The sequence below is a fragment of the Kitasatospora sp. NPDC059088 genome (assembly GCF_042738155.1).
Taxonomy (GTDB): Bacteria; Actinomycetota; Actinomycetes; order Streptomycetales; family Streptomycetaceae; genus Kitasatospora.
Genome location: NZ_JBHYGR010000092.1, coordinates 17,237 through 37,559, shown reverse-complemented (window position 1 = coordinate 37,559; position 20,323 = coordinate 17,237). Strand labels below are relative to the sequence as shown.

Annotated in this window: 7 protein-coding genes and 1 pseudogene; 3 read left to right on the top strand and 5 right to left on the bottom strand. The window is 75.5% G+C overall.

The features are described from left to right. Positions 1 to 77 precede the first annotated feature (77 nt). From ACFWXO_RS31695 to ACFWXO_RS31675, 5 genes and pseudogenes are all read right to left on the bottom strand, one after another. A complete protein-coding gene (locus ACFWXO_RS31695; RefSeq protein ID WP_380528089.1) occupies positions 78 to 1,121 on the bottom strand; it encodes an LLM class flavin-dependent oxidoreductase in 1,044 nt (347 codons plus the stop codon). Positions 1,122 to 1,192: 71 nt separating this feature from the next. Continuing rightward, positions 1,193 to 4,336: pseudogene (locus ACFWXO_RS31690) on the bottom strand (type I polyketide synthase); the annotation flags it as partial. A 67-nt stretch (positions 4,337 to 4,403) separates the two neighbouring features. Continuing rightward, positions 4,404 to 14,885, bottom strand: a complete 10,482-nt coding sequence (locus ACFWXO_RS31685) for an SDR family NAD(P)-dependent oxidoreductase (RefSeq protein WP_380528085.1) — start codon at positions 14,883 to 14,885, stop codon at positions 4,404 to 4,406. A gap of 86 nt (positions 14,886 to 14,971) precedes the next feature. After that, complete coding sequence (locus ACFWXO_RS31680; RefSeq protein WP_375893162.1) at positions 14,972 to 16,003, bottom strand: 3-oxoacyl-ACP synthase III family protein; 1,032 nt, start codon at positions 16,001 to 16,003, stop codon at positions 14,972 to 14,974. Positions 16,004 to 16,136: 133 nt separating this feature from the next. Beyond that, entirely contained in the window at positions 16,137 to 16,673 is a 537-nt protein-coding gene (locus tag ACFWXO_RS31675) for a hypothetical protein (RefSeq protein WP_380528081.1), read from the bottom strand. Between the two features lie 277 nt (positions 16,674 to 16,950). Here ACFWXO_RS31675 and ACFWXO_RS31670 point away from each other — a divergent pair, with 277 nt between their 5' ends. The 3 genes from ACFWXO_RS31670 to ACFWXO_RS31660 all read left to right on the top strand — a co-directional run bounded on the left by ACFWXO_RS31670 (position 16,951) and on the right by ACFWXO_RS31660 (position 20,258). Continuing rightward, entirely contained in the window at positions 16,951 to 18,150 is a 1,200-nt protein-coding gene (locus ACFWXO_RS31670) for a cytochrome P450 (protein ID WP_380528078.1), read from the top strand. Then, positions 18,147 to 18,371 (top strand): ferredoxin, encoded by a 225-nt coding sequence (locus ACFWXO_RS31665; RefSeq protein WP_380528075.1) that lies wholly within the window; start codon positions 18,147 to 18,149, stop codon positions 18,369 to 18,371. Before ACFWXO_RS31670 ends, ACFWXO_RS31665 begins: the two co-directional genes overlap by 4 nt. A 432-nt stretch (positions 18,372 to 18,803) precedes the next feature. Beyond that, positions 18,804 to 20,258, top strand: coding sequence for a DHA2 family efflux MFS transporter permease subunit (locus ACFWXO_RS31660; protein ID WP_375893167.1), 1,455 nt, complete (start codon positions 18,804 to 18,806; stop codon positions 20,256 to 20,258). Positions 20,259 to 20,323 lie beyond the last annotated feature (65 nt).

Below are 20,323 nucleotides of genomic sequence, written 5' to 3'. Positions count from 1 at the left end.
TATGTTCGGCGAGCACGGGCTCGACCGGATGGTCGAGTTCTTCACCCCCGCCCCCGCCTCGGCTGCGGGGCGGGGGTTCAGAGCCGTACGGGCAGCTCCCGCAGGGCCGGGAGCACCTCGGCGGCGAAGGTGCGCAGCGCGGCGAAGGCCGTCTCTGCGGGCAGGGTGCCGTACTCGAAGGCGGCGTTGACCCGGGTGACGCCGGCGGCGGCGAGTTCGGCGATCTGCTCGACGATCTGCTCGGGCGAGCCGGCCAGCAGCCGCTGGTAGGCGAGTTCCTCGTCGGCCGGGTCGACGGCGGCCGGGACCGGTGGCCGGCCCCCGGTCGGGTAGGCGCCCTCGGCCAGGGCGCGGGAGGTCTGGATCTGCCGGGCGACCTCGCGGGCCGCGGCCCGGCGCCCGGCCGGGTCGGTGCCGACGTGGACGAAGCGGTTGACGGCGTACTCCAGGCCCTCCGCCGCGACCCCCTCCTCGGCCGCCAGGGTGGCCACCGTCCGCCACTGGGCCGCGAGTTCGGCCGGGGTCGACAGGGCGAGGCCGAGCAGGTGGAAGCCGCGCCGGACGGCGAAGCGGGTGGACTCGGGCGACACCGCGGCGGCCCACACCGGCGGGTGCGGGGCCTGGTGGGAGGGCGGCAGGACGGTCACCGGGGCGTCGATCCGGTGGAGCTCGCCCTTGTGGGTGACCTCGGTCTCGGTGAGCAGCCGCAGCACCAGGTCGGCGGACTCCTCGAAGGCGGCCCGGCTCCGGTCGAGGTCGCGGCCGAAGCCGAGGAACTCGTGCGGCTGGTAGCCGCGGCCGATGCCGAGGTCCAGGCGGCCGCCGGACAGCTGGTCCAGGGTGTTGACGTCGGCGACCAGGCGGACCGGGTCCCACAGCGGCAGCACCAGGATGCCGGTGCCGATCCGCAGGTCGGGGGCGAGCGCGGCGGCCTGGCCGAGCAGCAGCAGCGGGGAGGAGCTGAGGCTGTAGCCGGAGAAGTGGTGCTCGGTGATCCAGATGCCGGAGAAGCCCCGGTCGTTGGCCCATTCGACCTGCCGGGCGAAGTCCAGGTACTTCTGCCGGGCGGACGACCGGTCGACCGACGGGGAGATGCTGAGGTAGGTGATTCCGACGCGCATGACCGGGGTTCGCTCCTCTGGAAGGTTCGGCGGGCTTGGTCGTTCGGTGGGGGGTGGACGGGCTCGGTGCCTCAGGCGGCGGGCAGGACGGACTCGGCCAGCAGGTGGTCGAGGTGGGCGGTCAGTTCGACCGGCGTGGGGTGGTCGAAGGCGACCACCGGGGGGAGCGCGAGCCCGGTCGCGGCGACGAGCCGGTTGCGCAGGTCCAGGACGGTGAAGGAGGAGAAGCCGAGGTCCTGGAAGCGCTCCCGCTCGCCGATCCGGGCCGGGTCGGCGTAGCCGAGGGCCTCGGCGGCCTGTTCCCTGACCAGGGCGAGCAGCAGGGCGGTGCGGTGCCCGGGCCCGGCGTCCGCCCAGCGCCGCAGCAGGGCGGCCGGGTCCTCGGCGGGCTCCCGTTCCGCGGTGGTGGCCCCGGGCAGCGGCGCGGGTTCGCGGCCGGCGCCGGAGGGGCCGGGGGTGGCCAGCCAGTGGACCGTCGGGGCGAAGGGGTGGCCGGGCACGGTGTCGGGGTCGGCGGCGGGCGCCGGCCCGCTCGGCCCGCCGACCGGCAGCCCGTGCACCTCGGCCCCGGCCAGCGCGGCGGCGAGCGCCCTCGACGGGGGCCGTTCGCGCAGCTGCACGGGCAGTTGGACGGCCTCCGGGTGGATCGCGGCGGTCAGCGCGGCGAGCGTGCTGTGCGGGCCGAGTTCCAGGTAGGCGGTGACGCCGTACCGCTCGCGCAGGGTGCGCACGCCCTGCTCGAAGCGGACGGTGGCGCGGATCTGCTCGGTCCAGTAGCGGGGGCTCGCGATCCGCTCGGGGTCGGCGGTCTCGCCGGTGAGGTTGCTGATCACCGGCAGGCTCGGGGCGCGGTAGCCGATCCGCCGCGCCTCGGCGTGGAAGCGTTCCAGCACCGGGTCCAGCTGGGCGGAGTGGAAGGCGTGCGAGACCCGCAGCCGGCGGGTGCGCAGGCCGAGGCCGGTGAGCTCGCGGTCGAGCCGGGCGATCGCGTCGGCGTCGCCGGAGACCACCGTGGAGGCCGGTCCGTTGACGGCGGCCAGGCCGAGCGCCTGCCCGTACGGTGCGAGCAGTGCGGTGAGCCGCTCCTCGGGGGCCTGGACGGAGAGCATCGCGCCCGCGCCGGCGGGCAGTTCGTCCATCAGCCGGGCCCGGGCGGCGACCAGCGCGGCCGCCGACTCCAGGTCGAACACCCCGGCCAGGTGAGCGGCGGACAGCTCGCCGATCGAGTGGCCGAGCACCGCGACCGGCGGGGGCAGCCGGGTGCCCAGCAGCCGGGCCAGCGCGGTCTGGTGGGCGAACAGGGCCGGCTGGGTGTACCGGGTGCGGTCCAGCAGTGCGGAGGCGGCGGAGCCCGGTTCGGCGAACATCACGTCCCGCAGCGGGCGGTCCAGGTGGGGGTCGAGGGCGTCGCACACCTCGTCCAGCGCCTTGGCGAACTCCTGCTGCTCGGCGTGGAGTTCACGCCCCATGCCGGGCTGCTGGGAGCCCTGGCCGGTGAAGGTCCAGGCGGCCCTGGGGGCGGCGACGGCGGTGCCGCGCACCAGGGCGGGGTGGGTGCGGCCGGCCGCCAGGGCGCGCAGGGCCGGGGCGATCTCCGCCGGGCGGTCGGTCAGCACGGCGGCCCGGTGCGGGAACCGCGCCCGGCCGTGGCCGAGCCAGTGGGCGGTGTCCCGGGCACGGTCCGCGGCGCCGTTCCCGATGCCGTCCACGGCGCCGGCCTCGGCGTGCGCGGCCAGCGCCAGCGCGTGGTCGCGCAGCGCCTCGGGGGTGCGGGCGGTGAGCAGCCAGGGCCGGTCGGCGGGGCCGGCGCCGGGTTCGGGACCGGGTTCGGCGGGCGGCGGCTCGGGGGCCTCCTCCAGGATCAGGTGGGCGTTGGTGCCGCTGATCCCGAAGGAGGACACGGCGGCCCGGCGCGGGCGCTCCCCGCGCGGCCAGGGCGCGGCCTCGGCGAGCAGTTCGACGGCGCCTTCCGACCAGTCGACGTGCGGGGTGGGCGTGTCCAGGTGGAGGCTGGCGGGCAGGGTGTCGTGCCGCAGGGAGAGGATCAGCTTGATCACCCCGGCGGCTCCGGCGGCGGCCTGGGTGTGACCGATGTTGGACTTCAACGAGCCGAGCCGCAGCGGGCGTTCGCGCTCGGCGCGGCCGTACACCGCGAGCAGGGCGCGGGCCTCGATCGGGTCGCCGAGCGTGGTGCCGGTGCCGTGCGCCTCGACCGCGTCGACCTGGTCGGGGGTGAGCCGGGCGTCGGCCAGCGCCTCCCGGACGACGGCCTCCTGGGCCGGCCCGCTGGGGGCGGTGAGCCCGTTGCTCGGGCCGTCCTGGTTGACGGCCGAACCGCGCAGCACGGCCAGCACCCGGTGGCCGTTGGCACGGGCGTCGGAGAGGCGCTCCAGGAGCAGCAGGCCGACGCCCTCGGCGAGCCCGGTGCCGTCGGCGCCCGCCGCGAAGGCCTTGCACCGCCCGTCCGGGGCCAGCCCGCGCTGGCGGCTGAACTCCAGGAACACCCTCGGGTGGGCCAGCACGCAGGCCCCGCCGGCCAGGGCGAGGTCGCTCTCGCGCGAGCGCAGCGAGCGGGCCGCCAGGTGCAGCGCCACCAGCGAGGAGGAGCAGGCGGTGTCGACGGTCAGGGCCGGTCCGTGCAGGCCGAAGTGGTAGGCGAGCCGGCCGGAGGCGACGGACCCGGCGTTGCCGGTCATGAAGTGGCCGTCGAGTTCGCCGGCCACCTCGTGCGGGCGCGGGGCGTAGTCCTGGCCGATCATGCCGACGTACACGCCGGTCCGGCTGCCGCGCAGGGCGGCCGGGTCGAGGGCGGCGGACTCGAAGGTCCGCCAGGCGGTCTCCAGCAGCAGCCGCTGCTGGGGGTCCATGGCGAGCGCCTCGCGCGGGCCGAGGCCGAAGAAGGCGGCGTCGAACTCGCCGGCGCCGTCCAGGAAGCCGCCCTGGCGGGCGTAGGAGGTGCCGGGGGTGGCCGGGTCCTCGTCGAACAGCGCGTCGAGGTCCCAGCCGCGGTCGGCGGGGAAGTCGCCGATGGCGTCCCGGCGTTCGGCGAGCAGCCGCCACAGGTCCTCGGGGGTGCGCACGCCGCCGGGCAGCCGGCAGGCCATGCCGACGATCGCGACCGGCTCGTGCGCGCGCTCCTCCAGGGCCTCGATCCGGCGCCTGGCCTGGCGCAGGTCGGCGGTCGCGCGGCGCAGGTAGTCGCGCAGCCGTTCCTCGGTGCCGCCGGGGGTGGCGGTGGGGGCGCCGCCGGAGGTGGCGGCGGGTTCGGTCGTCCCGGGCATCTCAGACCTCCGTTCCGGGATGGTTGAGTTCGTCGTCGAGCGCGGCGAACAGTTCCTCGTCGCTGGCCGTCGCGAGGTCCTCGGCGCGCTCGCCCTCGCCGTCGCCTTCGGCCGGGGTGTCGTCCAGGCGCCAGAGCAGCTCGCGCAGCCTCCGGCCGACCGCTCCCCGGACGCCGTCCGCGGCGGCCAGCGCGGGCAGCAGGGACTCCAGCCGGTCGAGCTCGCGCAGGAACGGGTCCGGCGCGGCCTCGTCCTCGGGGGCCAGGGCCCGGTGCAGGTGGGCGGCCAGCGCCGCCGGGGTCGGATGGTCGAACACCGTGGTCGGGGCCAGCCGCAGGCCGGTGGCCGCCCCCAGGCGGTTGCGCAGTTCGACGGCGGTGAGCGAGTCGAAGCCGATCTCCTTGAAGGCCTGGTCGGCGGCGACGGTTCCGGCCCCGCCGTGGCCCAGGACGGCGGCGGCCTGGCCGAGCACCAGGTCGAGCAGGGCCTCGGCCCGCCCGGCCGGGTCCAGGCCGGCGAGCCGGTCCGACAGCGGGGCCGGGCCTCCGGCGGCGGGCGCGCCGGCGGCGCTGCGCCGGGCGGGGGCGCCCGCCAGCGAGCGCAGCAGCGCGGGTACGGTCCCGGCGGCCCGGCCCGCCCGCAGGTCGAAGCGGGTGGTGACGACGGCCGCCCGGCCGGTGGCGCGGGCCGCGTCCAGCAGGGTGAGGCCCTCCCGGTCGGTGAGCGGCACCAGGCCGCCCCGGGCCAGTCGGGCCCGGTCGCCGTCGGTGAGCCGGCCGGTCAGTCCGCTGGCCCGCTGCCACAGGCCCCAGGCGAGCGAGGTCGCGGGCAGGCCCTCGGCGGCGCGGCGGTGCGCGAGGCCGTCCAGGTAGGCGTTGGCCGCCGCGTAGTTGGCCTGTCCGCCGCCCCCGAGCACCCCGGAGACGGAGGAGAACAGCACCAGGTCGGCGAGGTCGGCGTGCCGGGTCAGCTCGTCCAGGTGGCGGGCGGCCCGGGCCTTGGGGGCCAACACGGCCTCCAGCGCGGCCGGGTCGAGGGCCTCCAGAACGCCGTCCGCGAGGGCGCCGGCGGCGTGCACCACCAGCGTCAGCGGGTGCTCGGCGGGGACGGAGTCGAGCAGCGCGGCCAGCGCCGCCCGGTCGGCGACGTCCACCGCGGCGACGGTCACCTCGGCGCCGAGGCCACCGAGTTCGGCGGCCAGTTCAGCGGCGCCCGCCGCCTCGGGGCCGCGCCGGCCCGCCAGCAGCAGGTGCCGGGCGCCGTGCTCGGTCACCAGGTGCCGGGCCGTCAGCGCGCCGAGGGTGCCGGTGCCACCGGTGACCAGCACGGTGCCGGCCGGGTCGAGCGGCGCGGGGACGGTCACCACGACCTTGCCGGTGTGCCGGGCCTGGCCGAGGTGGCGCAGCGCCTCCCCGGCCCGGGCGACCGGCCAGGCGGTGATCGGCGGCAGGGTCAGCACCCCGCGCTCGAACAGCGCCAGCAGCTCGGTCAGCAGCTCGCCGATCCGCTGCGGACCGGCCTCCAGCAGGTCGAAGGAGCGGTAGCGCACGCCCGGGTACTGCTCGGCGATCCGGTCGGCGTCGCGCAGGTCGGCCTTGCCCATCTCGACGAAGCGGCCGCCGCGCGGCAGCAGCCGCAGCGAGGCGTCGACGAAGTCCCCGGTGAAGGAGTTCAGCACCACGTCCACCCCGGCGCCGTCCGTCCCGGCGAGGAAGAGCCCCTCGAAGTCGAGGGTGCGGGAGGAGGCGGTGCGGGCCGGGTCGACGCCCAGCGCCGCCAGGGTGTCCCACTTGCCGGGCCCGGCTGTCCCGTACACCTCGGCGCCCAGGTGGGCGGCGAGCTGGACGGCGGCGATGCCGACGCCGCCGGCCGCCGAGTGCACCAGCAGCCGCTCGCCCGCGCGGAGCCCGGCCAGGTCGACCAGGGCGTAGTGGGCGGTCAGGTAGGCGGCGGGGACGGCGGCGGCCTGGGCGAAACTCCAGCCGGCCGGGACGCGGGCCAGCAGCCGGTGGTCGGTGACCGCGACCGGGCCGATGCCCCCGGACACCAGGCCGGTGACCCGGTCGCCGGGCGCCAGGCCGGTCACGCCCGGGCCGACCTCGGTGACCACGCCGGCCGCCTCGGTGCCGAGCAGGGCGCGGTCCGGGTAGACGCCGAGGGTGATCAGCACGTCACGGAAGTTCAGTCCGGCGGCCCGTACGGCGATCCGCACCTCGCCGGGGGCGAGCGGGCGGGCGGCGTCCGGGGCGGGGAGCAGGGCCAGCGCGTCCAGGGTGTCCCCGGTGGGGGCGAGCCGCCAGGGGCCGTCCCCGGGGGCGGTGAGCTCGGGCCGGGCGGGCAGCGGGACGACCGCCGGGGCGAGCAGCGCGCCCCGGCGCAGGGCGAGTTGGGGCTCGTCCCGGGCGAGGGCGGTGCCCAGCGCCGCCCGGGAGTCGGGGTGCCCGTCGGTGTCCAGCAGGCGGAACCGGCCGGGGTGCTCGGTCTGGGCGCTGCGCAGCAGGCCCCAGAGGGCGGCCGCGACCGGCCGGACCGGGCGGTCGGCGGGGCCGGTGTGCTGGGCGTCGCGGGTCAGCACGGCGAGCCGGGTGTCGGCCAGGTGGTCCTGGGCGAGCCAGCGCTGGACGAAGCCGAGCAGGGTGGCGGTGGCGGCGGCGGGGTCCTGGTCCTGGTCCTGGTTCGGGTTCGGGGCCGTCGGCTCGGGGAGGGTGAGTGGGAGGACGGCGAGGGCGGGCGGGTCGGTGGTGAACAGGCTTGCGGGGTCGGGGAGTTCTGCCGGGTCGGTGGGGTCGGTGGGGTCGGCGGAGAGGTGGTGCTCGGGCAGTTCGACCACCGCCCGGTCGGCGGGGACGGCCGCCGACGGGGGCACGGGCGCCCAGTCCAGGTGGTACAGGCCGTCGGCCCGCCCGACCGGCCGGGCGGCGGCGAGGGCGCCCGGGGCGAGCGGGCGCAGGGCGATCCGCTCGGCGGTGAGCACCGGCCCGCCGAGCGGGTCGGTGGCGGTCAGCGCGACCGAGTCGGCGCCGTGCCGGGTCAGCCGGACCCGCAGGGTGGTGGCGGCCGTGGCGGCGAGGGTGACGCCGGTCCAGGCGAAGGGGAGTGCCGTTCCCCGGTCGGCGTCCTCGGGGTCGCTCTCCTCGCGAGTGCCGTCCGCGGGGGCGGTGAGGCCGGCGGCGAGCGGGTGCAGGGCGGCGTCCAGCAGGGCGGGGTGGATGCCGTAGCGGGCGGCGTCCGGGTGCGCGGGCTCGGGGAGTTCGACGGTCGCGTAGACGGCGTCACCGGCGCGCCACAGGGCGCGGACGCCCTGGAAGGCCGGGCCGTAGTCGTAGCCGCGGTCGGCGAGGCCGGGGTAGAGGTCGGCCGGGTCCACGGGGGTGGCGCCGGGCGGGGGCCAGGCCGCGGGCCGGTCCTCGGGCCGGTCCGCGGGGGCGGCGGCGGACGGGCGGTCCGGGAGGAGCAGGGCGGTGGCGTGCCTGGTCCACGGCTCCTGCGGGCCGGCGGCCGCCGGGCGGGAGTGGACGGCGAGCGCACGGGCGCCGTCGGTGTCCGGCGGTTGGACGGTGGTCTGCAGGTGCACGGCGCCGTCGTCGAGCAACAGCGGTGCCTCCAGGGTCAGTTCGGCCAGGGCCGGGACGGCGGCGCGGTGGCCGGCGTGCAGGGCGAGTTCGACCAGCGCGGTCGCGGGCAGCAGCGGGGTGCCGGTGACGGCGTGGTCGAGCAGCCAGGCGTGGGTGCCGGTGGAGATTCGGCTGGTGTAGAGCGCGGTGCCGTCCGGCAGGTCGGTGGTGGCGCCCAGCAGTGGGTGGTCGGCGCTCTGGAGGCCGAGGTGGCCCGGGTCGCTGATGTCCGGGGCGGGGTCGAGCCAGTAGTGCTCGTGCTGGAAGGGGTAGGTGGGGAGGCCGGGCGGGGTGGTGGGGGTGGTGAGGGGCCAGCTGAGGCGGTGGCCGTGGAGTTCGACGGCGGCCAGGGCCTGGAGCAGCGGCTGATCGTCCTCGCGGTTGCGGCGCAGGGTGCCGGTGATCAGGGCCTCCGGCTGTTCCGTCAGGGTTTCCTGGATGCCGACGGTCAGCACCGGGTGGGCGCTGGCCTCCACGAAGGTCGTGAAGCCCTCGGCGGCCAGGGCACGGACGGTGTCCTCGAAGCGCACTCGGCTGCGCAGGTTGCGGAACCAGTACCCGGCGTCCAGCTCCGCAGTGTCCAGCGGCCCGGCCGTGACGGTCGAGTAGAACGGGATCTCCGACGGCTGGGGGCTGATGTGTGCCAGCAGGTCGAGGAGTTCGGTGCGCAGGGGATCGACCTGGGAGGAGTGCGAGGCGTAGTCCACCGGAACCTTCCGCACCCGTACGTCCTGCTCCTCGCCCCAGGTCACCAGCTCGCCGATCGCCGTCGCGGTCCCGGAAACCACCGTCGAGGAAGGCCCGTTGACCGCCGCGACCTCCAACGCACCGTCCCAGCGGGCGATCAGGGACTCCACCTCCGCCACCGGCAGCGGCACCGACGCCATCCCGCCGTCACCCGCCACCACCCGAATCGCCTTACTGCGCAGGGCCACCACGGCCGCAGCGTCCTCCAGACTCAACGCCCCGGAGACCGCAGCCGCCGCGATCTCCCCCTGCGAGTGCCCCACCACCGCGTCCACCGGCAGCCCGTACGAGCGCCACAGCCCCGCCAGCGACACCATCACCGCCCACAGCACCGGCTGCACCACGTCCACCCGCTCCAACAGGACCGGATCCCGCAGCGCCTGCCCCAACTCCCACTCCACATAGGGCTCCAGGGCCCGGCCGGCGTCGGCCAGCAACGCGGCGAACACCGGAGACGACTCGGCCAGCGCCACCCCCATTCCCACCCACTGCGAACCCTGCCCCGGGAACACCAGCACCACTCGACCCGGCGAGGACGCCACCCGACCCGACACCACCGCCGGATGGTCGGTCAGCGCACGGAGTGCGGCCACCACCTCGGCGCGCTCGCCCGAGGCGACGGCGGCGCCGTACCCGTGCCGGGCGACGCGGGTCAGTGTCCAGGCCGCGACCTCGGACAGGCCGACCCGGGCACCCGGGCCCTCCAGCCAGTCCGCCAGCCGCTCGGCCGCCGCGCCCAACGCCGTCTCCGAGCGCGCCGAGAGCAGCACCGGGGCGACCGCAGGAACCGGCTCCACCTGAGGCCCGGTGGCCGCCGGGGACTCCTCCAGGATCACGTGCGCGTTGGTGCCGCTCATCCCGAAGGCGGAGACCCCCGCCCGACGCGGCCGCTCGCCCGGCGCCCAGTCCACCGGCGAGCGCAGCAGCTCGACCGCACCGCTCCCCCATTCGACGGCGCCGGTCGGCTCGTCGATGTGCAAGGTGCTCGGCAGCACCCCGTGCCGCAGTGCCTGCACCATCTTGATCACGCCCGCCACCCCGGCCGCCGCCTGGGCGTGCCCGATGTTGGACTTCACCGACCCCAGCCACAAGGGCCGCTCGGCGGGCCGGTCCTGACCGTAGGTGGCCAGCAGCGCCTGCGCCTCGATCGGATCCCCGAGCCGCGTCCCCGTGCCGTGCGCCTCCACCGCGTCCACATCCGCCGCGCCCAGCCCGGCCGCCGCCAGCGCCGCCCGGATCACCCGCTCCTGCGAAGGCCCGTGCGGGGCGGTCAGGCCGTTCGAGGCACCGTCCTGGTTGACGGCGGTGCCGCGCACCACCGCCAGCACCGGGTGGCCGTTCGCCCGGGCGTCGGAGAGCCGTTCGACCAGCAGCAGCCCGACGCCCTCGGAGAAGCCGGTGCCGTCGGCGGCGGCCGCGAAGGCCCGGCAGCGGCCGTCCGGCGAGAGGCCGCGCTGGCGGCTGAACTCGATCAGGGTGTCCGGGGTGGACATCACGGTGGCGCCGCCGACCAGGGCGAGGCTGCACTCGCCGGAGCGCAGCGCCTGGCCCGCGAGGTGCAGGGCGACCAGGGAGGAGGAGCACGCGGTGTCCACCGTCACCGCCGGACCCTCGAAGCCGTAGGTGTACGCGATCCGCCCCGAGGCCACGCTGCCCGCGCTGCCGGTGCCGAGGTAGCCCTCCGCCTCGGGGGCGGAGCCGCGCACCCGGCCGCCGTACTCGGTGTAGATCAGGCCGGTGAAGACGCCGACCGGGGTCCCGCGCAGCGCGGCCGGGTCCAGGCCGGCGCTCTCCAGCGCCTCCCAGGAGGTTTCCAGCAGCAGCCGCTGTTGCGGGTCCATCGCGACGGCCTCGCGCGGGTTGATGCCGAAGAACGCCGGGTCGAAGTCGGCCGCGCCGGTCAGGAAGCCGCCGTGCCGGGTGTAGGAGGTGCCGGTGCGCTCCGGGTCCGGGTCGTACAGCGCGTCCAGGTCCCAGCCCCGGTCGGCCGGGAACTCCGAGACCGTCTCCCGGCCCTCGGCGACCAGCCGCCACAGCTCCTCCGGCGAGCCCACCCCGCCCGGGTAGCGGCACGCCATCCCGATGATCGCGAGCGGTTCGTCGGCAGCGGCCCGGGTACGGGCGGGCGCGGTGGCCGGTGCGCTGCCGCTGCGGCGCAGCAGGTCGCCGAGGTGCTCGGCGAGGGCGCGCGGGCTGGGGTGGTTGAACACCAGGGTCGGCGGCAGCTTGAGTCCGGTGGCGGCGGCGATCCGGTCGCGCAGTTGGACGGCCGTGAGGGACTCGAAGCCGAGGTCGCGGAAGGCCCGGTCGGGGTCGAGTTCGGCGGGGGTGGCGTAGCCGAGGACGGCGGCGACCTCGCCGCGCACCAGCTCGCGCAGCTGCCGCTCCAGCTCGGCGCCGGACAGTCGGCGGAGGCGCTCGACGGCACTGCCCTCCCCCGCTGTACGCCCGGCGGCCCGGCGGGCCGGGGTGCGGGTGGGCCGGGCCGGGCCCCGGGGGGCGGGGGCGGTCAGCCGGTCGACGGCGACCGGGCGCAGCACCAGGGTGTCGACGGTGAGGACGGGGGCGCCCTCGGGGTCGACGGCCCGGAGGCGGAGGGTGTCCTGGTCCAGGCGGTCCAGCCGCACCCGCAGCGCGGTGGCGCCGACCGCGTGCAGGCCGAGGCCGTTCCAGGCGAACGGCAGCCGCAGTTCGGCGGGGCGGTCCGGGCCGTCGGCCGCCGCCTCGGCCTGGAAGGCGGCGTCCAGCAGGGCGGGGTGGATGCCGTAGCGGGCGGCGTCGGGGTGCGCGGGCTCGGGGAGTTCGACGGTCGCGTAGAGCACGTCGCCGTGCTGCCAGGCGGCGCGCAGGCCCTGGTAGGTCGGGCCGTAGCCGACCTCGGCGGCGGCGAACCGCGCTGCGGCGGTGGCGAGTTCGAGGGGGACGGCCTCGGCCGGGGGCCAGTCGGCGGGGAAGTCCTCGGTGGGGAAGTCCTCGATGGGGGTGGCCGGTTCGGCCGGCTCGGCGGCCAGGGTGCCGGTCGCGTGGTGGGTCCAGTCGCCCGCGCCGCCGTGCTCGGGGCGGGAGTAGACGTCGAAGGTCCGGTGGCCGTCCCGGTCGGCGGCCGGGACGAGGACCTGGAGGTCGAGCACCGCCCCGCCGAGGGTCAGCGGCGCCAGCAGGACGAGTTCGTCCACGCCGGAGGAGCCTGCCGACTCGGCGGCGGCCAGGGCGAGTTCGGCGAAGCCCGTCCCCGGGAACAGGACCGTCCCGGCGACGGTGTGCTCGGCCGACCAGGGGTGGCTGCGCGGGGAGAGGCGGCCGGTGAGGACCAGCCCGCCGTCGTCGGCGCGTTCGACACTCGCGCCGAGCAGGGGGTGGGCGGACGCGTCCGGGCCGCCCGCGTGAGTGGGGGCGTCGAGCCAGTGGCGACGGTGCTGGAAGGGGTAGGTGGGGAGGCCGGGTGGGGTGGTGGGGGTGGTGAGGGGCCAGTCGAGGCGGTGGCCGTGGAGTTCGACGGCGGCCAGGGCCTGGAGCAGCGGTTGGTCGTCCTCGCGGTTGCGGCGCAGGCTGCCGGTGACCAGGGTGTCCGGGGCGTCCGGGTGTTCGGCCAGGGTTTCCTGGATGCCGACGGTCAGCACCGGGTGGGCGCTGGCCTCCACGAAGGTGGTGAAGCCGTCCTCGGCCAGGGCGCGGACGGTGTCCTCGAAGCGGACCCGGCTGCGCAGGTTGCGGAACCAGTACCCGGCGTCAAGGGCGCTGGTGTCCAACAGGGTTCCCGTGACGGTGGAGTAGAACGGGATGTCGGCGGGCTGGGGGTTGATGTGTGCCAGCAGGTCGAGGAGTTCGGCCTCAAGGGGTTCGACCTGGGCGGAGTGCGAGGCGTAGTCCACCGGGACGCGCCGTACCCGTACCTCCTGCTGTTCACCCCAGGTCACGAGTTCGCCGATCGCCGTCGCGGTCCCGGAAACCACCGTCGAGGACGGCCCGTTGACCGCCGCGACCTCCAACGCACCCTCCCAGCGGGCGATCAGGGACTCCACCTCCGCCACCGGCAGCGGCACCGATGCCATCCCACCGTCACCCGCCACCGCCCGAATCGCCTTGCTGCGCAGGGCCACCACGGCCGCAGCATCCTCCAGGCTCAACGCCCCCGACACCGCCGCCGCCGCGATCTCGCCCTGCGAGTGCCCCACCACCGCGTCCACCGGCAACCCGTACGAGCGCCACAGCCCCGCCAGCGAGACCATCACCGCCCACAGCACCGGCTGCACCACGTCCACCCGCTCCAACAGGACCGGATCCCGCAACGCCTCCGCCAACTCCCAATCCACATAAGGCTCCAGCGCCCGGCCGGCGTCGGCCAGCAACGCGGCGAACACCGGAGACGACGCGGCCAGCGCCACCCCCATCCCCACCCACTGCGAACCCTGACCTGGGAACACCAGCGCCACCCGACCCGGCGAGGACGCCACCCGACCCGACACCACCGCCGGGTGTGCCGACCGCCCGGCCAACGCCCGCAGTCCGCCGATCAGTTCAGCCCGGTCCGGCGAGGCCACGGCGGCCCCGAAGCGGTGCCGGGCACTGCGGGTGAGTGTCCAGGCCGCGACCTCCGCGAGCCCGGCCTGCGCGCCCTCGCCGTGCTCCAGCCAGTCCGCGAGCCGCTCGGCCGCCGCGCCCAACGCCGTCTCCGAGCGCGCCGAGAGCAGCACCGGGGCGACCGTAGGAACCGGCTCCGCCTGAGGCCCGGTGGCGGCCGGGGCCTCCTCCAGGATCACGTGCGCGTTGGTGCCGCTGATCCCGAAGGCGGAGACCCCCGCCCGGCGCGGCCGCTCGCCCGGCGCCCAGTCCACCGGCGAGCGCAGCAGCTCCACCCCGCCGACGGACCAGTCCACCTCCCCGGTCGGCTCGTCGACGTGCAGGGTGGCGGGCAGCACGCCGTGCCGCAGCGCCTGCACCATCTTGATCACGCCCGCCACCCCGGCCGCCGCCTGGGCGTGCCCGATGTTGGACTTCACCGAACCCAGCCACAACGGCCGCTCGGCGTCACGACCCTGACCGTAGGTGGCCAGCAGCGCCTGCGCCTCGATCGGATCCCCGAGCCGCGTCCCCGTGCCGTGCGCCTCCACCGCGTCCACATCCGCGGCGCCCAGCCCGGCCGCCGCCAGCGCCGCCCGGATCACCCGCTCCTGCGAAGGCCCGTGCGGGGCGGAGAGCTGGCTGCTGGTGCCGTCCTGGTTGACGGCCGAGCCGCGCACCACCGCCAGCACCGGGTGGCCGTTCGCCCGGGCGTCGGAGAGCCGTTCCAGGAGCAGCAGGGCCACCCCCTCGCCCCAGCCGGTGCCGTCCGCGCCCGCCGAGAACGCCTTGCAGCGGCCGTCCGGCGACAGCCCGCGCTGGCGGCTGAACTCGACGAAGGTGTTGGGGGTGGCCATCACGGTGGCCCCGCCCGCGAGCGCCAGCGTGCACTCGCCCGAGCGCAGCGCCTGCGCGGCCAGGTGCAGGGCGACCAGGGAGGAGGAGCACGCGGTGTCCACCGTCACCGCCGGACCCTCGAAGCCGTAGGTGTACGCGATCCGCCCCGAGGCCACGCTCGGCGCACTGCCGATGCCGACCTGTCCCTCGACGGCGGCCGGCAGCGGGTTGAGCCGCGAGCCGTAGTCGTTGTACATGATCCCGGTGAAGACGCCGACCGGGGTCCCGCGCAGCGCGGCCGGGTCCAGGCCGGCGCTCTCCAGCGCCTCCCAGGTGGTCTCCAGCAGCAGCCGCTGCTGGGGGTCGATGGTGCTGCTCTCGCGGGGGCTGATGCCGAAGAACTCGCCGTCGAAGCCGGCTGCCGCGGCCAGGAAGCCGCCGTGCCGGGTGTAGGAGGTGCCGGTGCGCTCCGGGTCCGGGTCGTACAGCGCGTCCAGGTCCCAGCCCCGGTCGGCCGGGAACTCCGAGATCGCGTCCCGGCCCTCGGCGACCAGCCGCCACAGCTCCTCCGGCGAGCCCACCCCGCCCGGGTAGCGGCACGCCATCCCGACGACGGCGATCGGCTCCGTGGACCTGGCCTCGGCCTCTTCCAGTCGCAGGCGGGTGTCCTGGAGGCTGGCGCTGACCCGCTTGAGGTAGTCGCGGAGCTTCTCGTCGTTCGACATGCGTGCTCTGCCCTTCGATGGTTCGAGGTGTGGCGGGGCCGGACGGAGTGACGGCGGGCCCGGCGGCGGGGCGGGGCCGGGAGGGGTCAGACGTGTTCCAGGGCGAACCCGGACTTGATCCACTTGCTGGACTCGACCGCGATCGCGGCGGCCCGGTCACCCGGGGAGAGCTTCGGCAGGACCTGTTCGAGCTGGAAGAAGACCAGCGCGTTCCCGGTATTGGCGGTCTCGCCGACGCAGCTGACCTCCTCGGCGCCGCTCAGCCCGAGGCGCTCGACGATCCGGCTGGTCATCCGGGTGGACAGCTGCGGCGGCAGCAGGTGCGTCACCTCGCCCTCCTGCCAGCCGGCCTCGGCGAGCAGCCGGTGCAGGATCTGCTCGGCGAACAGCGGGACGGTCTCCTCGATCGCCTTGTAGTCCTCCCGGGCCGTCGGCCGACCGCTGTGCCGGTCGACCGGGCCGAACCACTCCAGCACCTGGCCGGGTTCCCGTCCCCGGCCGGCCAGTTCGACGAAGGAGGCCCGGACGGCGGTCGGCCCGGCGGCCGGGTCGGCGCTCAGCACGGCGGCCCCGGCGGCGTCGCCGAACAGCACGTAGTTGACCAGTTCGGCCGGGGGGACGGCGCGCAGGTCGGCCGTCAGGTCGTAGTGCTTGGCGATGACGTCGCCGCCCAGCACCAGGGCGGTGCGGTGCCGGCCGGTGGAGAGCAGTTGGCGGGCGACGTCGATCGCCTGGACGGCGCCGGAGCAGCCGGACTGCAACTGGTAGGTGGCCACGCCGTCGATGCCGAGCCGGTCGGCGATCACGTTGACGGTGGCGGGCATCAGGGTGTCCGGGGTGGCGGTGCCGAGCACCACGAGGTCCACGTCGGCGGGGTCGGTGCCCGCCGCGGCGAGCGCGCGCCCGCCGGCGGTGGTGCCCAGGTCGGCCAGGGTGTCGCGCTGCTCGCCGGTCTCCAGGTCGAGGGCGAGGTGCCGGGTGCGGGTGCCGATGAAAGCGTCCACCCACTGCTCCCAGAGCGCGTCCATGCCGAACCGGCGGCCCAGGGCGGCGTTGTCGATGGGCGGGCCCGGCAACGCGGTGCCGGCCGCCAGGAGGCGGATCTCTGCGGGGTCCATCTGCGGTCTGCTCCCAGCCGGGTCGGAGTGCACGTCGGGTCGGGGTGCTTGTCGGGTCGGAGTGCGCGTCGGGCCGAACGGCGGTCCGGCGCAGAGGTGTTCAGCAGGTGCTCAGCAGGTGCTCAGCAGGAGCTCAGCGGTAGAGGACGATCGCCGAGGCGTACGCCTTGTGGGTCTCGACCGGCCGGAACTGGCGGAACCCGATCGCCCCGCGCAGCGGGCCGGCCACCGCGACGGCCTTGATGGTCTGCTGCTCGCCGAGGGTCAGCCGGGCGTCGTCGACGATGCCGCCGGTGCGGATGACGTTGCCGTCGATCAGCCGGATCTCCTCCGAGAAGTAGCCCAGGAAGTTGCCCTCCGGGCCCTTGCGCAGCATCCGCCCGATGCCCTTGGTCGTCCCGACCATTGCGCCCTGCTGGTCGCGCAGCTCGTAGCGGACGTGGGCGAGGTCGTCCAGCGTCGGGGTGGCCCCGCTGAAGTCGGAGTTGGTGGACTCGTAGCTGATCAGGGTCTCGGCGAGGTCGGTGAGGTGGAGCAGGTTGGCGGGGTCGCCGACCGGCGGGTTCGGCCCGGTCGGGCCGAGCGGCGGCACCGCCAGCCAGGCCAGCAGCCGGCCCCGCAGGGCCGCCGCGACGGGGGCCAGCGGGCCGGGGAGGGAGATCGATGCCATGCCACAACTCCGTTCAGCACAGGGACGGGACGGCGCCGGCGGAACGGCGCACCGATCACGCTAGGCAACGGCGCTAAACCGGCCCGGCGCGGCCGCTGAACCGATCTCCGCCGCCCGGCGAATGCGCCGCTTAACCGGCGACAAACGCCCATTGAATTGCCGTTGATTCCGGTCGGAACTGCCGTGGCCCGCGCCCGAGGTGCGGAACTAGCATGCGCCGGAGCAACCAGAATTCCCCCCGGAAAACCGTTCCGGGAAATCCGACCGGGAGGCCGCGTTGTCCGCCAGTTCCGTCGAAGCACCGTCGTTCCCGGTGCGCCGCTCCTGCCCCTACCAGCCACCGGACGTCTACCGGGAGATCAGCACGCGGGGCCCGATCAACCAGGTCACCCTGTGGGACGACCGCCGCGTCTGGCTGATCACCGGTTACGCGGAGGCCCGCCGGCTGCTCGCCGACGAGCGGCTGTCCTCCGACCGCAGTTACGACGCCTACCCCACCATGGCCCCGCACCTGGGCGCGCCGGCCGCCCGCAAGCTGGTGCTGGTGGGCGAGGACCCGCCGGTCCACCACCACCACCGACGGCTGCTCAACCCGGAGTTCAGCCTCAAGCACGCCCGGGCGCTGCGCCCCGACATCGAGCGGATCGTCAACGGACTGATCGACCGGATCGAGGAACTCGGCTCCCCCGCCGACCTGGTGGAGCACTTCGCGGCGCCCATCCCCTCGCTCGTCATGTCGGCGCTGCTGGGCATCCCGTACGAGGACCACGCCTTCTTCCAGACCGCCACCGCCGGCGTCATGCAGGGCCGGGACCCGGAGCACACCGAGGCCTCCGCCGCCGAACTCGTCCGCTACCTGGACCGGTTGGTGACGGCCCAGGAGCGCAAGCCGGACGAGAACCTGGTCGGCCGGCTGGTGGCCCACGTGGAGAGCGGCGAGCTGACCCACGACGAGGTGGTGCAGCTGGCCATGGTGCTGCTGATCGCGGGCCTGGAGACCACCTCCTCGATGATCCCGATCAGCGTGCTGGCCCTGCTGGAGCACCCGGAGCAACTGGCGGCGCTGCGCGACGGCGTGGTGCCGGCCGCCATCGCGATCGAGGAACTGCTGCGGATCACCGCGGTGACGGACTTCGCCGGGGTGCGCTGGATCACCGACGACATCGAGATCGACGGACTGGTGCTGAAGGCCGGGGACGGCCTGGTGGTCTCCTCCACCATGACCAACCGGGACGACCGGGTGCACGCCGAGCCGTACGAGGTCGACCTGGCCCGGGCCAGCCGCCAGCACCTGACCTTCGGCTACGGCATCCACCAGTGCCTGGGGCAGAACCTGGCCCGGCTGCAACTGGAGATCGCCTTCGAGACGCTGGTCCGCCGGCTGCCCGGGCTGCGGCTGGCGGTGCCGTCCGAGGAGCTGGTGATGCGCCGCACCGGCACCATGCAGAGCGTCGAGCGCCTGCCGGTGGCCTGGTGAGCGGGGCCGGGGTGCGGGTCTCCACCGACCGGGACCGCTGCATCGGCGCGGGCCTGTGCGTGCTGACCGCGCCGGACGTCTTCGAGCACGACGACGACGGGCTGGTGACCCTGCTGGAGCCCGAGCCCGCGGCCGAGCGGGAGCAGGACGTCCGGCTCGCCCACCAGCTCTGCCCGGCCCGGGCCCTGACCGTGGAGGCCGCCCGACCGGAACCGTCCTGAGCGGGCAGGACCTAAAGCCGCCGGGAACCCTCCCGACTCCCGGCCGGCGGGGCGTCTCCGCAGGTCACCGATGCCCGACCGGCGGCCGGGCGCCCCGCCGAAGGCCGTCGGCCCGCATTCCGGGCCGACGGCCTTAACGGTGTCTAAGGGGTGATGGCCGCCGACCCTGACTTGTTTATACGCTCTTTCAGCACGCCGGTTCTCTGAACGCCCGTTCTCAGGAAGCCGGTTCCGGGACGCCGGTGCTCAGAACGCCGGCCCTTCCGGTACGCCGACCCATCCCATGTGACGGCCTCCCGGGCCGGGGGCCTCTTACCACTCGCCGCTCCGCCGGAATTCCACCCGCCGCATTCCGCGGCCACGGGGCGCCACGCGAAATCGCGACCGCCCCCGCCTCCGTTTTCTCCTCCCCTGCTATCGCTAAGGACTGAAATGACGCAATCGGCCGAGAATCGGTTGGACGGTCCGCTGGTCAAGCTGATCGTCGTCATGGCGCTCGCATCGGTCACCGCGACGCTGAACGCGACCATCGTCGGCGTCGGACTGAGCCCGCTGGCCGACAACTTCCACACCACGCTCACCACGGCCGAATGGGTCATCACCGGCTACCTGCTGGCGGTGGCCGCGACCATCCCGGTGACCGGCTGGGCGGTGGACCACTTCGGCGGCAAGAAGGTCTGGGTGTTCGGCCTGGTGCTCTACACCGTGACGGCCGTCGCCTCGGCGCTGTCCTGGAACATCGGCGCGCTGGTGACCTTCCGCATCCTCCAGGGCGTGGCGGCCGGCATCATCGAGCCGGTCATGATGACGCTCACCGCCCGCGCGGCCGGCCCGGCCCGGCTGGGCAAGGTGATGGGCCTGCTGGCACTGCCGATGACCCTCGGCCCGGTGATCGGCCCGATCCTCGGCGGGGTCATCGCGGACAACCTGCACTGGAGTTGGCTGTTCCTGGTGAACGTGCCGATCGTGCTGGCGGCGCTGGTGTTCTCGTTCAAGGTGGTGCCCGCCGACGTCCCCGCCGAGGGCGAGCGCGCGACCTTCGACGTGCTCGGCACCGTGCTGCTGAGCCCCGGCTTCGCCGTCCTGGTGTACGGGCTGTCGCAGACCGCCCACGAGGGCTTCGGCTCCCCCACCGTGCTGGTGTCGCTGCTGGTCGGGGTGGCGCTGGTGGCCGGCTTCGTGGTGCACGCGCTCACCACCCGCCGCACCCCGCTGATCGATGTGCGCCTGCTCGCCAACAAGGGCTTCACGGCCGCGGTCGTGGCGATGGCGCTCACCGGCGCGGCGGTGTTCTCGCTGTACGTCCTGCTGCCGCTCTACCAGCAGCAGGTGCACGGGCAGAGCCTGATGGCCAGCGGGCTGCTGCTGGCGCCCTTCGGGGTCGGCACCTTCCTCGGGATGCCGCTGGCCGGGCGGCTCAGCGACAAGGTCGGCGCCAACCTGCTGGTACCGGTCGGCGCCGCGCTGGTGGTGCTCGGCACCCTGGGCAACGCGCTGTCCTCCGGGACCACCGGCCAACTGGTGCTCGGACTCTACGCGTTGGTCTCGGGCCTCGGCCTGGGCTGCGTCGGCGCGCCCACGCTCGCCTCGCTCTACCGGACCGTGCCGCTGGAGAAGACCTCGGGGGCGACCAGCACCATGCTGTCGCTGAACCAGGTCGGCGGCTCCTTCGGCGTGGCCCTGGTCGCGCTGCTGGTCCAGCGCGGGGTCGCGAACGGCGACTCGGTCCGGGACGCGTACTCCACCGCCTTCTGGTGGGAGCTGGCGATGACCGCGGTCATCGTGGCCGTCGGCCTGCTCCTGCCCGGCCGGCCCAAGGCCTTCGCGGCCGCCCCGGTGCTGGAGGAGGTCAGCCCGCAGGACAGCGGCGAGCCGGTGGCCTCCTGACCGGCGGACAGCGGCGCGCACCGGACGGGCCCGAGGGTCCGTCCGGCTGGCTCTTATACACAACA

Coding starts and splice junctions, on each gene's coding strand:
- ACFWXO_RS31695 (WP_380528089.1), bottom strand. CDS start 1,121: ATGCGCGTCGGAATCACCTACCTCAGCATCTCCCCGTCGGTCGACCGG.
- ACFWXO_RS31685 (WP_380528085.1), bottom strand. CDS start 14,885: ATGTCGAACGACGAGAAGCTCCGCGACTACCTCAAGCGGGTCAGCGCC.
- ACFWXO_RS31680 (WP_375893162.1), bottom strand. CDS start 16,003: ATGGACCCCGCAGAGATCCGCCTCCTGGCGGCCGGCACCGCGTTGCCG.
- ACFWXO_RS31675 (WP_380528081.1), bottom strand. CDS start 16,673: ATGGCATCGATCTCCCTCCCCGGCCCGCTGGCCCCCGTCGCGGCGGCC.
- ACFWXO_RS31660 (WP_375893167.1), top strand. CDS start 18,804: ATGACGCAATCGGCCGAGAATCGGTTGGACGGTCCGCTGGTCAAGCTG.